The following is a 13,116-nucleotide window of genomic DNA, read 5'->3' as shown; positions in this document are numbered from 1 at the left end:
ACCCTGTTTAAACTAGGCAAAAAGGATTCCCATGACAAACTCAATGTCCGCTGAAGATAGAAAAAACCATTATCACAAAGTGCGAATGGAGCGTAAAAAAGCCCAAATCGATGCCGCTATTGCCCGTGCCGATACAGAAAAAGGGATTTTATTAGTGATTACCGGCAACGGCAAAGGCAAATCCACTTCGGGCTTTGGAATGGTCGCACGTGCTTTAGGTCATGGCATGAAAGTGGGGGTTTGCCAATTTATTAAAAGCCGAACCGACACGGGTGAAGAGGCCTTTTTCAACGCCCAACCGAATTGTGAATGGCATGTATTGGGCGATGGATTCACCTGGGACACCCAAAACCGCACCAGTGATATTGAAACCTCTGAACGCGCCTGGCAGATTGCCACTAAAATGTTGCAGGATCCAAGTTACGACTTGGTGGTATTAGATGAACTAACCTATCTATTAAGTTATGACTATCTGGATAAAGACGTGGTGCTCAATACCTTAAGCGAACGCCCCGAGATGCAACATGTGGTGGTTACCGGTCGCTCGGCGATTGCCGAACTGCGTGAACTGGCCGATACGGTTTCGGAAATCAAAGACGAAAAACACGCCTACAAAAGCGGTATTAAAGCGCAAAAAGGTGTCGATTTATAATGGCATTCGATCATGGTGGACAAATCTATACACTGGCAGCTCAACAAGGCTTATCTGCTGATGAAGCCTTAACCGAGTGTGTGGATTTTTCTGCTAGCATCGCACCTTGGTTTTTTGCAGAAGCGCCGCACTTTAATCCGCTGGCTTTGCTCCACTATCCAGACTCAACACATCAATCGCTTATCAACACCATACAAAACCGTTTTCAAATTGACAGAGACTGCATAACCGTCAGCAATGGCATTTCCAGTGCCATTCTCAATCTGTTCGCCTATTTGCGCCCAAAAAACACTGTGTTATATACACCTATTTTTGGAGAATATGAGCGGGTGGCCTTATCTTACGGTTCGAAAATCCAACGTATCGAACGCCTCAGCCAGACTCAAGAATCGGCATTTTCAGCCAACTCAATTGAAAAATTGGCACAGATACCGATTGCCAAAAACAGTTTGGTGGTTTGGGTCAATCCCTCTACCCCGGACGGACGTTATGTGAGTTTACAAGAGTTGAAACCGTTGTTTGATTTATGGCAACAACAAGACTGCTGGGTATTGCTCGATGAATCGTTTTTACCCTTTATCAGCTTTGACCCTAAAATTAGCGGCCGTTCATTACTAGATACTTGGCCAAAACTGATTGTTTTGCAATCGCTCACCAAGTATTACGCCTGCCCGGGGTTACGGGTAGGTGCGGTGTTTGCCCACCCGGATTTTTTAACGCAATGGCCTCAAGCTCACTGGCCGGTTTCGGCCATAGACCAAGCTTTATTATTGCAACGGATGCAAGATCACAGCCTGGAAAGTCAAAACCATATCCTACAAACGCAACTTAAAACCGATTTGATTCGAGCCCTGCAAGAATCTCCGTTGGTAAAGACTATTTACCCAGGCCAGGTCAATTTTATTTTAGTCAAAACCCGCATTAAAGCTCAGGTGATTCAACAAGCTTTGGCTAAAACCGGTATTTTGGTGCGTGACTGCCAAAACTTTGGTTTAGGCGATTACAGCTTGCGCCTTGCCGTCAAAGATGAAGCCAGCCACAACCGTTTACTCGCCAGCTGGTCGCAGCTGGAAGATTTAACCCAAGAACCGATAACCGATGTTGCTATTTGATTTCGAATTGATTTTAACCAGCGCGTTGCTCGCTGTTTTAGTGGACCGTCTGTTTGGCGAGTTCAAAGGGATTCGTCACCCGGTTATTTTGATGGGCGATTGGATTAGCTTTTTTGAACGCCATTTTTACCAAGCCACTCAATTACGTGGCGTGCTGCTGTTAGCGAGTCTATTACTGCTCTGTTTAGGGTTTAGCGGTGTGTTGGTTTACTTTTTTGTTCAATTACCAGGCCTGCTCAATATTCTGTTCACCGGATTGTTCGCCTCCATGCTATTGGCACATCGCATGTTATTTGATTCCGTCAATGCATTGATTAACAATCCCGACAAAAGGCAGGCCGTGGCGATGTTGGTCAGCCGAGATACCCAATCCTTAAGCGATGGTGATTGCTACAAAGCTGGCATTGAAACCTACGCTGAAAATTTGAGTGATGGCTATATCGCCCCACTTTTTTGGTTTTTATTAGCCGGCTTACCAGGCCTGGTGGTTTATAAGGCCGTCAATACGTTAGATTCGATGGTGGGCTATCGTAATGCTCGCTATGCAGATTTTGGTAAGGCCTCCGCCAAAATGGATGACCTGTTAAACTGGATTCCGGCAAGGATAACCGCATTGTTGATTATGATTTTAAGTGCCAAAAGCCATTTATCGAAATTCTATCCTTATGGAAAAAAGCACGATAGCCCCAATGCCGGCCATCCCATCAGTGCGATGGCGTTACATTGCCAATGTCAATTGGGCGGCGATACGTATTATTTTGGAGAACTGAAACACAAAGCCTATTTCGGAGAGCCATCACAACCCCAGCAAATTACCGCCAAACATTTACAAACCGCTTTAAAGTTACGTAATAAAATCGATGCTGTGGTGGTGTTCACATTGTTCAGTTTACTGATGATATTTTATGTTGTTTGATTTTCCATTTAGATCCAAGCTTACGCAGCACCTTGCTGTCTTGCTGAGTGGCTTATACCTGCTTGTTTATACTTCATTAAGTCAGGCGCAAAATGCTCCGCAGCGTGTTATCTCGTTAGCCCCACATATTACCGAAATGCTGTTTTCCGCCGGTGCGGGCGATAAAGTGGTTGGAGTGGTCAGTTATTCTGACTACCCTGCCGCCGCCTTAAAAATCGAAAACGTCGGCAGTTATCATGCGCTTAATATCGAAAAAATCATTCAACTCAACCCCGATTTAATTATCGCTTGGCGTAGCGGTAACCGCATTAAAGACATAGAAAAGCTTGAACAACTTGGGTTTAAAGTCATCTATTCCGAACCTTATAAATTGGCTGACATCCCTAAAGAGATCCGTTTTTTTGGCGAACAGCTACAAAGCCAGACGATAGCCGATTCAGTGGCCAAGCGCTTAGAGATTCAACTTGAACGTTTAGCATTGACCTACCAGTCAAAACCTAAGGTCAGCGCTTTCTACCAAATTTGGAATGCGCCGATAATGACCATCAACGGCTCACAATTCATTAGTCAGGCGTTGAATATTTGTGGTGCCACCAACGTGTTTGAGGATTTACCGATATTGGCTGCAGAGGTGAATATTGAAAGTGTGATTGCCAAGGACCCTGACACCATTTTATTAGGTGGACTCAAAGCGGTGCAGCAGGCCTGGTTAAAAGATTGGCAAAAATGGTCAAATTTGAAAGCGGTGAAAAACAAGCATATTTATCTGTTAAATGCAGATACATTTCAACGCTCTACCGAACGTTTGATTGAAAGTATAGAAGGCTTGTGCCAAACAATCGATAAAGTCCGCAAAACACAACCATAACGACTTGATTGAATCTGATTGAAATTGCGTTTGAAAGCCATTAATCGCGGTAGCAAGACTTATTCAAATCACCAAAACCTGGGATTTATCAAGAGTTCGCTAAACCCAAAAAGGCAATCAAGCCAATCATCATCGCCAGCTCCATCACTTCGGTCATTGCCCCAGCGGTATCGCCAGTCATGCCCCCGGTTATGCGTATCATCAACCAACGCATCCATAACCAGACTCCGATCAACCCCAAAGCCAATGGCCAAGCTAGCCAAATCAATACGAGCAATACTAACCCCAACCAAACAAACACTCCCCAGCGATTGAGGTTTAACACCATCTCTTCCGCCAAACCTTGCAAACTGACGTAAGGTGTAAACGGCATCAGTCCAATAGCGGCAACTCGGGCTATAAGCGGAATAAACAATAACCAGAGCCACGACTGGGCTACAATCAAATAGGTTAAGGCCAACCATTTCAATAAGAGAATAATCACTAAAGCAACACCGCCTCCAGTGCCGATACGGCTGTCTTTCATAATTTCCAAAGCGCGTTGTTGGTTACCTACTCCGCCCAGCCAGCCATCGGCGGTATCAGCCAAACCATCCAGATGCAAAGCGCCGGTTACCCAAGCCCATACAGCTAACACCAAACCCGCGACAATCTCATTGGGCAAAAAAAAGTGCAGCTGTGCGCTGGCGACCAAAACACTCCCGACAATCAGCCCCACAATCGGGAAAAATTGAATCGACCGCCCCATCTCTTGTGCAGAGATAGAATCAAATTGCGGTGTCGGTAAACGACTCATAAATTGTAACGCTAGCCAGAATGGTTTCATTTTTACCCTATTGCTTGTGTCTTTGATTGCACGATTTCGACAAGCTTACAAAATGGCTGCGTGTCGGTTGGAATCACGTCAATCGAAATTCGCGCGCCATAACCCAGTTCAAGCTGAAACAGTTGTTGGTCGGGAAATCCTAAAATCTGCTGCAAGACCAAACGCATCGGACCGCTGTGCGTAACCAATAAAACGGACTGATAATCTGAATGAATTAAATTTGACCAGGCCTGCTGAATCCGGGTTTTGAAGTCAGCAAAACTCTCTGCTTTAGGGATGGGATTTTTATAGGGGTTTTGTAGATACCGTTCTAATTCTTGTGGATATTTCTGCTGCACCCTGTCAAACGGCAAGCCATCAAACACCCCAAAATCGCGCTCTTGCCACGGGGCTGCAACCACAAGATTATCTGAGCAGGCCTGGTCATAAATTTTTTGGGCAAATTCAGCACAACGTTTAGCGGGTGAAGAGATCACTACATCCGCTTTAACCATATTGGGTTTATCCAACTCCGATTTATCCGTCACATACAAAAGTTTTAACTGGTTATGCATTTGTAGCCACCCCTGTTCACCCAGAGCAGAATCCACACGGCCTCTTAACCAGGCCTGGTCATCACACTCGCCATGACGCAAAAGCTCAATGCGCATCGGATACCTGGGCCTCCTCAAAAGTCGCCATATTGGCGTGTAACGCACAGGCCAAACGAATGATTGGCAACGCCATTGCGGCGCCAGAACCCTCACCTAATCGCATTTCCAAGTCTAATATCGGCGTCACGTCGATATGTTTAAACACAGCCTGCTGTGCCGGTTCTATCGATTGATGGCCAAACAACATCCATGGTTTTACTGCGGGTTGCATCTCATACGCCAAAAGTGCGGCCGCACAGGCAATCACACCATCCACCACCATCGGCAACCCCTCGCGGGCGCACTCTAAATAAGCCCCCGTCAAGGCGGCAATTTCCAACCCTCCAATACAACGTAAAACGTCTTCAGGTGTTTGCATATCTGCCTGATGTAAATTCAAAGCGGCCTTCAATACCTTGTACTTATGCAACAACTGTTCATCATTTACCCCGGTGCCGCGCCCCACTAAATTCGCTAAGGGTAACTGACAAAGCTGACTGATAATGACCGCCGCAGAACTGGTATTGCCAATGCCCATTTCACCGGCAATAAACAGGTCGGCACCTTTTGATAGAGCACGGGCAACCGCGTTTTTGCCTACCTGCATCGCTTGAGCCAACATGGTTTGATTCATCGCTGGCTGTTGGGCAAAGTTAAAACTTCCTGGCGCCACCCGTTCAGAGACTAAATTAGGCAAAGGTGAGACATCATTGAACACCCCAACATCCACCACCTCAAAATAGGCTTTCTCTTGCTTAGAGATAACCGTTATCGCCGCACCGCCAGCAGAAAAGTTTTTAACCATCTCTTGTGTCACCACTGCTGGAAAGGCGGAAACCCCCTCTTCGGTAATGCCATGATCGGCGGCAAATACACTTATCCACGGCTGTTTGATTTGCGGACAAGATGTGCCTTGGCAAGCGGCTAACTGAATGGCGATAGCCTCCAGTTGCCCTAAAGAACCGGGCGGTTTGGTAAGCGAATTTTGACGTTGTTGCGCCAATTCCATACTGATGGTATCAATCGGTTTCATAAAACTATTTCATATTTTAAAGTGCATTAATCGCGATTCAGCATAAATTTACTAATCTTAAAAAGTGCTTTGAAGTAACCCCTGATAAGAACGGGATGTGCTACAAGAAACGACTACTCAAGCTTTTACGGTAGTCAATTTTTTACGGTAATAGGTTGCCCTGCCACCATAAAGATCATGTTCTGGGACGCTGCTGCAATCTCTTGATGCAATCGCCCCAACTCGTCCACATACTGACGAGTAAACTCACCCAATGGCACAATACCCATACCGACTTCATTGCTCACCATAATGACCTCAGCCGATAAAGTGGCTAGACACGCCATTAAATTCCGCTTTTCAGATTGCATTGAATCGGCTTCAAGTAGATTCAAACTCCACAGCGTTAAGCAATCAATCAAGATACAGTGGTTTTGACTATCTAAACTTCGCAAGGTTTTGCTGAGATGGATTGGGGATTCGATGGTTTGCCAATGGCTTGGACGGTCGGATTGATGAATCTCGATGCGTTGTAGCATCTCTTGATTAACCTGAGTTTGGTCGTTCTCATCGACATATTGTGTTGTTGCGGTGGCAACATAAAACACCGTCTTACCTTGAGATTCAAACTGCTTGGCTAGATTTTCAGCAAAGCGACTTTTACCCGAACGAGCGCCGCCTAAGATAAAGTGCAACACAATCTTAACCCGACTGGTTTTGAAACAATAAAAAGTAAATCATATAGCCGCCATACATCACCACCATGACGATACTCATCAGGGTAATCGGGCGCATGCCCTTCTGCTCGACCACGATGCCTTGAGATTCTAACTTGCGGTTACGCATTTTCTGTTTGATTAGCCAGTAGAAGAAATAGACAACCGCTAATAAAGTCAGGTATTTAAACATAGTGATAAATTATCATTGAGTGATTGGCTTTCAAAGCGTTTTGTCTTGTAAAAGTAAACGCACTTGCTTTAAATCCGCCTCGGTATCCACACCGACTCCCGCATCGCAATGCGCATCCAACACCAGAATTTTTTCGCCATGCCATAACACGCGCAATTGTTCCAGCTTCTCAACATGTTCCAAGTCACACTCTGGCCAGGCCACATACTGTTTTACAAAACCCGCACGATAAGCGTATAAACCGATATGGCGTTTATAGGCCCAATTGGTTGGCATGGTTTTATGTTCAGCGGCAAAGGTATCACGAGACCATGGCAAAGGTGCCCGGCTGAAGTTGATGGCACGATTAGCCACATCTCGGCTGACTTTAACCGCATTGGGATCAAACACCGTGGCAATATCGACAATCGGTTCGCACAAGGTGGCCATGGAGATTTCTGGATGTTGTTCCAATCCTTCAGCCACCTGATGGATAAGTTCTGCAGGCAGCATTGGCTCATCACCCTGAACATTCACCAAAATCTCATCGCCTGAAATCCCAGCCAGATCAATCACTTCGGCAATACGTTCGGTGCCCGATTGGTGGTCGGCACGAGTCATAATCACTTCCGCACCAAATGCCTTGCAAGCCTGCTCTACTAGAACTGATTCGGTTGCGACAATCACACGTGCGGCGCCTGAAGACTTCGCTTTTTCCCAAGTCCATTGAATCATCGGCTTGCCATGGATATCCATCAACGGCTTACCGGGTAAACGGCTTGATTCAAAACGGGCAGGAATAATAATCGTAAAGGACATAAATAACGAATCAGCTTTTTTGTTTACGGTAGCTTTCAACTTCTTCGGCACTCAATTGGCGCGCTTCGTCTTCAAGCAGAATGGGAATACCGTCTCTTACAGGAAAAGCCAAATTAGCCGCGGTAGAGATTAACTCTTGCGCCGACTTATCGAAGATGAGTTTGGTTTTACTGACGGGACAAACTAAGATTTCTAATAATTTTGGATCCATTTTTGACTCTTAATTGGTTTATTCTTACTGGTTTAGAGTATTCGCTGATTACTTACAACGTTGAATAATCTCTTTAATAATCTGATCATCACACACCGCGGCTACCTGCAAATACCACCAATGTTTTTCCGATTCAGCAAATTGGGTACATTTTACCGCATCTTTTTCAGTCATAACCAACGGTTTTCGATCGATTGGCTCAACACATTCGGTCACCAGTTTGTTGAGATCCTTTTTTTGATAGGCATAATGGTCATCAAAGGTCTTTCCATCCACCTTCAACCCCAAGTTTTCCAAGGTTTCAAAAAACCGTTTTGGATTACCGATTCCTGCCATGGCCAACACCGACTTATCTGGGTATTTAGCCATAAACCCATCAATCGTAAGGCTAATATCCGGCCAACCGACCAAACGAAAACAGGCTGGTTGTAATTGCATGGTCGAAGGGTTGGCCTGAGCGATGTCGAGCTGTGGAATCGATTCGGATTTTGACAAGCCATTCCATACCGTAAAATCAACTCGTGTGATTCTTTTGAGCGGTTCTCTTAAAGGGCCAGAAGGCATACAGTAACCGTTGCCGAATTGTCTTTTGGCATCAATCAACACAATTTCAATATCTCGCGCCAAAGCGTAATGTTGCAAGCCATCGTCGCTAATCACCACATCACACTGCGCTTTTTTATTCAGCAACTGCAAGGCCTGAAGACGTTTAGGCGCAACCGCTACCGCACAACCGGTCTGTTTATACAACATTAAAGGTTCGTCACCGCAATCTTGCGCTTGACTGCTACTGGTCACCCAATAAGGCCATTGATCGTTTTTCGCGCCATAGCCACGACTGATAATCCCGACTTTGAGCCCCTTGGCTTGCAAGCTGTTAGCCAGCCAAATAATAAAAGGGGTTTTACCGGTGCCACCTACCACCACATTGCCCACCACAATCACTTTAGCTTTGGTTTGTTTTGCTGGCGGTGTCGCACGGAACTTTTTAAGGCGACGCGACGCCTCCCAACAGACCAATTTGGCTAGTGGTGACAATAACTGGGTTTGCCAGGTTTTCTTAATCCAAAATTGCGGCCAACTCACTGAAAATAGGTTCCTTGCTGAGATTTCAAACAGGAGTGATGATACCATTTATGCAGGGTTTTGCGAGCTTCATAACGTAAATCGATTCCATATTTCTGCAATTCAAAAGAGAGCGCTCCAGAACAGGCCGTGTTCCACCAATTTACTCGATTTTGAATATTTAAATCATTGAATCGTTGAATCACCTCCTGATTCGGAAACCGATAACGGTTGAGATAACCTGAGGAAAAAACCACCTTATTGGGGTTAACGGCGTTCAAGAACTCGGTTGAACTGGAATATTTACTGCCATGATGGCCGGCAACCAGTAGATTGGCCTGGATTTTTTCTGGTCTATCACGATAATTGTCAAGTAAGACACCCTCGCCTTTTGCACTTAGGTCCCCAGTAATCAATACACTCTGTATGCCATTGGAAACCTTCAACACACAAGAGAGGTCGTTATCGGACTTCAATCTATTACCGACATGGTTCAGGGTTTTATTTTGCTTGGCATGCTCCGTTGTAGGTTGAATGCCATATGGTGACAAAATCTCGAAATGAATGCCATCAAACCACCAGGCCTGCTGATTGTCACAAGCGACAAACTTGGGATAGATTCTGTCTTTGATTTGTTTGGCTGACTGATTTTGAGCAATCAGCTTATTCACCTCAAAAGCTTGTCCACTGATAAGTTGGTTTACCGGGATGTTATCCAAAACACTCTGAGTACCACCGGCATGGTCGATATCGCTATGGCTCACAATCAACAAATCAACCGCTTGCCAAGCTTTCGATTTTAGATAAGGAAGCAACACGGCTTTGGCCGCATCGGTAGTTTCGCCCCACTTGGCTCCGGTATCATAAACCACCACATGCTTAGCGGTTTCAATCACAATTGCCTGCCCTTGCCCCACATCCAACACCGTTAACCAGGCCTGGTTATTGCGTTTTTCAAGATTAGACGAAAGATTATCAGAATTTGGCCTATCGAGTTTATAAGGATAAAAAATCAAGACCACAAAATAAACCATTAAAACCGCGGTAAACCACCAAGAAGATAATCGATAACGTGACTGTAACTTTATAAAAGTGCGATAAACGCCTGCAAAGACCAGCAACACAATCATTAACCAAAACCAACTGTGCTGCATGGTTACCAACTCGACTCTGGGCAAGGTTGCCACCCACTGCAAATACCCCCAGAACTGTGACCATAACCAATCCACCTGCCTGAAATAGTCCTGGGACAAATCACGGGAAAAGAGGCCTATAAAGGCGCCCAAGATAAGCGATGGCAAGCCAACGATTGATACAAAAGGCACCGCAACTAAATTGGCTAACAAACCATACAAAGGCACTTCATAAAAGTTCCATAAAATCAGCGGTGCTAAGCCTGCGGATAACATCAGTTGAATCGCGATTAATTGTTTCCATTTAGGTTTGTCTTTATAGAGCGGTAAACTCAAGAAAATCAACCCGACCGCCACAAACGACAACCAAAAACCGCTACTCAATAGTGCTCGTGAATCCCATAGAACGACTAAAAATGCCGCCATGGCCAATGCATACCAGGGACGAAACTCTCTTTTAATCCACAAAAAACCTAAAATGGTAACAACCATGATCCACGCTCTTTGGGTAGGAATAGCTCCGCCAGAAACAAACAGATACGCCGTGGCAAACAGTATCGCCCCCAATGCGCTGAAGGTCGGCAATATAACCCGCGTTTGTCGATATGCCCCTAACCACCAAACCGCTTTAAACACCCAAAATCCTATTAACGCCATAATCCCCATATGCAATCCGGATATCGCCATTAAATGGATGGTTCCGGTTTGTTGAAACAGCTTCCAAGATTCATCTTTTATCAGTCCTTTATCACCAATCAGTAAAGCGTTATAAACGCCCTGATAATCGCTTTTGTCATAAAGTTGAGATAGATATAGTGCGATCCGCTCTCGCCAGACCCGATAATCCTTCCAATTTTGCTCTTTGAGATTAATCGCTGTGAATGACGTCTTTATCGGTACTGTTTGATTGTTAGACTTAATGAATACTCCTGAAACAGAGGCTTTGGCGTCAATATGATTTTGAAATAACCAAGCCTCATAATCTCTTGTGCCAGGATTGATTGAGGCGTGATTGCTTTTCAGCTTGGCATAAAACCGCCAAGTTTCGCCAACCTTAGGTACACGCTGGAGAGTATTGAATTCATCAATATCCATATACCAAGTGATTTTGATTTTAGGTTTATTGAAAAACCAGGTTTGGTGCTTAGAATTAGACACCGAGGTGGCATTAACACTCTGCGTGATTGTGTTTAATTCAGCGTCAAAAGAGAGTTTATAAAAGTGATTGGTTTGATTTAAACGGGGTATTTGTATCAACTTCACATCCAACATAACATGTTGGTTAAACCAAAACCCCTCTATCTTAGGTGCAAAAAAAGCCTGCCAAAAGACGATATTTACCCCAATAATTGCTCCCAGAAGAAAATTCAGCATCGAATAAACAACACGCGAAACAGCTTGTTCTTTTATGTTTAAAAACAGCAAGTTAACCTTTAACGGTAAGGTTTTCTCAACCATTTTCATGGAAAAAAGCGGCACAATAATCAAGCCTACCAGTAACCAACCACTCCATAAGGGTAGAAAGTTAGTTAGCTGATAACATAGAATAGCGCTACAGAGTAAGCCAATAACAAATTGAATAAACATGCCCAAAAAACTCATTAAACGTTATTTACCCCACCCTGATAAAATTAAAAACATGCAGGGTTTGGGCGTGCTTGGTAAGTGGTTACATAATCCTAATATTTGGCACCTTAATCGACATTCGGTATCTAAAGCCTTCATTATCGGACTTTTCTGGATGTCTATTCCGCTTCCTTCACAAATGATATTTTCTGCTATCAGCGCCGTGCTCTTTAGGGCGAATCTGCCACTAAGTGTGGCGTTAGTTTGGATAAGCAATCCCCTGACAATGGGACCTATTTTTTATTTCAACTATGTTGTTGGTACTTATCTACTTGGCCAAGAAGCCACTGAAGAACTCTCATTTGAGTTAAGCTGGCATTGGATGGTTCATGTATTAGGTGACTTATGGATGCCTTTATATTTAGGCAGTGCGGTAGTCGGCTTGGTACTGGGTTTAATCTCTTATCTGGTATTGCAATTGTTATGGCGCCATCATGTTGTGAAAAGCTGGAAAGCTCGCAACGGCAATTCAGTCACGGACAACCAAAGCAAATAAAAATCCTCAACAAACTTTGCTTACAATCAATTATTTAAGCAATAAGACTTACTAAATAATAATCTATTCATATTAAGTTTTTCATATTCAAAAAACAACCTAAAAATAAGAGGGTTTTTGGGTTGTTTTCTCCCCATTCTTATTTAGAATCAACTAAATCGTGCGCTATCTGACTGTTTGCTATTTTAAATGGTTAAGCAGTTGACTAAAATTGACCTAAAGCCGTTCAATCTTATTGAAAGCACTTAAAACGACCATAATAAAAGACTAAATGAACAAAGGAATCCTACAGGATGACAAAAAAGGACATCGTTATACAATTAAGAGCAGCCAAAGCCGCTCATATACAGTGGCGTGCTTATGCTCAGGCGATTATCAATGGTTTTTCTGTAGACCAAAACCATGTACCTGTCATTCACACTAATTGTAAGTTCGGTCAATGGTATTATGGCAAAGGCCAGATGCTTTCAAGTTTGCCAGGGTATTCGGCAATCGATGCGCCACATGCGATGTTGCACCAAGTCTATATGGAGATATTCAAATTGATTTTCGGTGAAGTCAAAAAACCAAAAGGCTTGTTTGCAGCCCTATTCACTTCTACCGACAAATTACGTGAAAAAAACATGAAAAGCGCCCAAGAGCAAATGGCTAAATTAGTCGAGATTTCCGAACTACTTCTGAGTGCGATAAATACTTTGGAAAAACAGGTCATGGAATTATCCGACGAAGAGATTGAAGCGCTCTATTGATATCGCTCAATCAATCGCTTTTAAAGTGCACTGACATTGTCATTCAAATAAAAAAGCCGTTAACCAACTGAAGTGACCCCCAAATGTTGGACACCAACTTTGGGGGTTTTT

Annotated in this window: 15 protein-coding genes; 6 read left to right on the top strand and 9 right to left on the bottom strand. The window is 44.1% G+C overall.

Annotation, left to right across the window (positions count from 1 at the left end):
* Positions 1–31 precede the first annotated feature (31 nt).
* Genes cobO through L6421_RS04935 form a run of 4 tightly spaced genes read left to right on the top strand, consistent with a single transcriptional unit; the run spans position 32 to position 3,548 of the window.
* On the top strand, positions 32–652 hold the full coding sequence (gene cobO, locus L6421_RS04950) for a cob(I)yrinic acid a,c-diamide adenosyltransferase (protein WP_375540383.1): 621 nt from the start codon (positions 32–34) through the stop codon (positions 650–652).
* On the top strand, positions 652–1,764 hold the full coding sequence (locus L6421_RS04945; protein ID WP_237264175.1) for a pyridoxal phosphate-dependent aminotransferase: 1,113 nt from the start codon (positions 652–654) through the stop codon (positions 1,762–1,764). Before cobO ends, L6421_RS04945 begins: the two co-directional genes overlap by 1 nt.
* Positions 1,751–2,680: an adenosylcobinamide-phosphate synthase CbiB gene (gene cbiB, locus L6421_RS04940; RefSeq protein ID WP_237264173.1), complete on the top strand. Its 930-nt coding sequence runs from the start codon at positions 1,751–1,753 to the stop codon at positions 2,678–2,680. Before L6421_RS04945 ends, cbiB begins: the two co-directional genes overlap by 14 nt.
* Positions 2,670–3,548: a cobalamin-binding protein gene (locus tag L6421_RS04935; RefSeq protein ID WP_237264171.1), complete on the top strand. Its 879-nt coding sequence runs from the start codon at positions 2,670–2,672 to the stop codon at positions 3,546–3,548. The genes cbiB and L6421_RS04935 overlap by 11 nt, the downstream gene beginning before the upstream one ends.
* An 88-nt stretch (positions 3,549–3,636) precedes the next feature.
* Here L6421_RS04935 and cobS read toward each other — a convergent pair whose 3' ends face one another.
* The 9 genes from cobS to L6421_RS04890 form a co-directional block, all read right to left on the bottom strand.
* Positions 3,637–4,374: an adenosylcobinamide-GDP ribazoletransferase gene (cobS, locus tag L6421_RS04930; protein ID WP_237264169.1), complete on the bottom strand. Its 738-nt coding sequence runs from the start codon at positions 4,372–4,374 to the stop codon at positions 3,637–3,639.
* A 2-nt stretch (positions 4,375–4,376) separates the two neighbouring features.
* Positions 4,377–5,024 (bottom strand): histidine phosphatase family protein, encoded by a 648-nt coding sequence (locus L6421_RS04925; RefSeq protein WP_237264167.1) that lies wholly within the window; start codon positions 5,022–5,024, stop codon positions 4,377–4,379.
* Positions 5,014–6,039, bottom strand: coding sequence for a nicotinate-nucleotide--dimethylbenzimidazole phosphoribosyltransferase (cobT, locus tag L6421_RS04920; protein ID WP_237264164.1), 1,026 nt, complete (start codon positions 6,037–6,039; stop codon positions 5,014–5,016). Before cobT ends, L6421_RS04925 begins: the two co-directional genes overlap by 11 nt.
* Before the next feature lie 134 nt (positions 6,040–6,173).
* Positions 6,174–6,716, bottom strand: coding sequence for a bifunctional adenosylcobinamide kinase/adenosylcobinamide-phosphate guanylyltransferase (cobU, locus tag L6421_RS04915; RefSeq protein ID WP_237264163.1), 543 nt, complete (start codon positions 6,714–6,716; stop codon positions 6,174–6,176).
* Between the two features lie 4 nt (positions 6,717–6,720).
* A complete protein-coding gene (locus L6421_RS04910; protein WP_237264161.1) occupies positions 6,721–6,927 on the bottom strand; it encodes a G protein-coupled receptor family protein in 207 nt (68 codons plus the stop codon).
* 30 nt (positions 6,928–6,957) lie between these two features.
* Complete coding sequence (gene kdsB, locus L6421_RS04905) at positions 6,958–7,725, bottom strand: 3-deoxy-manno-octulosonate cytidylyltransferase (RefSeq protein WP_237264159.1); 768 nt, start codon at positions 7,723–7,725, stop codon at positions 6,958–6,960.
* 10 nt (positions 7,726–7,735) lie between these two features.
* Entirely contained in the window at positions 7,736–7,936 is a 201-nt protein-coding gene (locus tag L6421_RS04900) for a Trm112 family protein (protein WP_237264157.1), read from the bottom strand.
* A gap of 48 nt (positions 7,937–7,984) precedes the next feature.
* Positions 7,985–9,022 (bottom strand): tetraacyldisaccharide 4'-kinase, encoded by a 1,038-nt coding sequence (lpxK, locus tag L6421_RS04895; RefSeq protein ID WP_237264154.1) that lies wholly within the window; start codon positions 9,020–9,022, stop codon positions 7,985–7,987.
* Entirely contained in the window at positions 9,019–11,721 is a 2,703-nt protein-coding gene (locus L6421_RS04890) for a DNA internalization-related competence protein ComEC/Rec2 (protein WP_237264152.1), read from the bottom strand. Before L6421_RS04890 ends, lpxK begins: the two co-directional genes overlap by 4 nt.
* Between L6421_RS04890 and L6421_RS04885 the strand changes: the two genes are divergently transcribed.
* Complete coding sequence (locus L6421_RS04885; protein WP_237264150.1) at positions 11,720–12,256, top strand: DUF2062 domain-containing protein; 537 nt, start codon at positions 11,720–11,722, stop codon at positions 12,254–12,256. The two genes, L6421_RS04890 and L6421_RS04885, sit on opposite strands and share 2 nt — an antisense overlap.
* 293 nt (positions 12,257–12,549) lie before the next feature.
* Positions 12,550–13,005, top strand: a complete 456-nt coding sequence (locus L6421_RS04880; RefSeq protein WP_237264148.1) for a CZB domain-containing protein — start codon at positions 12,550–12,552, stop codon at positions 13,003–13,005.
* Positions 13,006–13,116: the final 111 nt, after the last annotated feature.

Origin of the sequence: Thiomicrorhabdus immobilis, assembly GCF_021654855.1 — a bacterium.
Lineage (GTDB): Bacteria > Pseudomonadota > Gammaproteobacteria > Thiomicrospirales > Thiomicrospiraceae > Thiomicrorhabdus > Thiomicrorhabdus immobilis.
This window is presented reverse-complemented; position numbering and strand designations above follow the sequence as displayed.

Excerpts from the sequence above, each read along its gene's own strand:
- cobO (WP_375540383.1), top strand. The coding sequence starts at position 32 with ATGACAAACTCAATGTCCGCTGAAGATAGAAAAAACCATTATCACAAA.
- L6421_RS04945 (WP_237264175.1), top strand. The coding sequence starts at position 652 with ATGGCATTCGATCATGGTGGACAAATCTATACACTGGCAGCTCAACAA.
- cbiB (WP_237264173.1), top strand. The coding sequence starts at position 1,751 with ATGTTGCTATTTGATTTCGAATTGATTTTAACCAGCGCGTTGCTCGCT.
- L6421_RS04935 (WP_237264171.1), top strand. The coding sequence starts at position 2,670 with ATGTTGTTTGATTTTCCATTTAGATCCAAGCTTACGCAGCACCTTGCT.
- cobS (WP_237264169.1), bottom strand. The coding sequence starts at position 4,374 with ATGAAACCATTCTGGCTAGCGTTACAATTTATGAGTCGTTTACCGACA.
- L6421_RS04925 (WP_237264167.1), bottom strand. The coding sequence starts at position 5,024 with ATGCGCATTGAGCTTTTGCGTCATGGCGAGTGTGATGACCAGGCCTGG.
- cobT (WP_237264164.1), bottom strand. The coding sequence starts at position 6,039 with ATGAAACCGATTGATACCATCAGTATGGAATTGGCGCAACAACGTCAA.
- L6421_RS04910 (WP_237264161.1), bottom strand. The coding sequence starts at position 6,927 with ATGTTTAAATACCTGACTTTATTAGCGGTTGTCTATTTCTTCTACTGG.
- kdsB (WP_237264159.1), bottom strand. The coding sequence starts at position 7,725 with ATGTCCTTTACGATTATTATTCCTGCCCGTTTTGAATCAAGCCGTTTA.
- L6421_RS04900 (WP_237264157.1), bottom strand. The coding sequence starts at position 7,936 with ATGGATCCAAAATTATTAGAAATCTTAGTTTGTCCCGTCAGTAAAACC.
- L6421_RS04885 (WP_237264150.1), top strand. The coding sequence starts at position 11,720 with ATGCCCAAAAAACTCATTAAACGTTATTTACCCCACCCTGATAAAATT.
- L6421_RS04890 (WP_237264152.1), bottom strand. The coding sequence starts at position 11,721 with ATGTTTATTCAATTTGTTATTGGCTTACTCTGTAGCGCTATTCTATGT.
- L6421_RS04880 (WP_237264148.1), top strand. The coding sequence starts at position 12,550 with ATGACAAAAAAGGACATCGTTATACAATTAAGAGCAGCCAAAGCCGCT.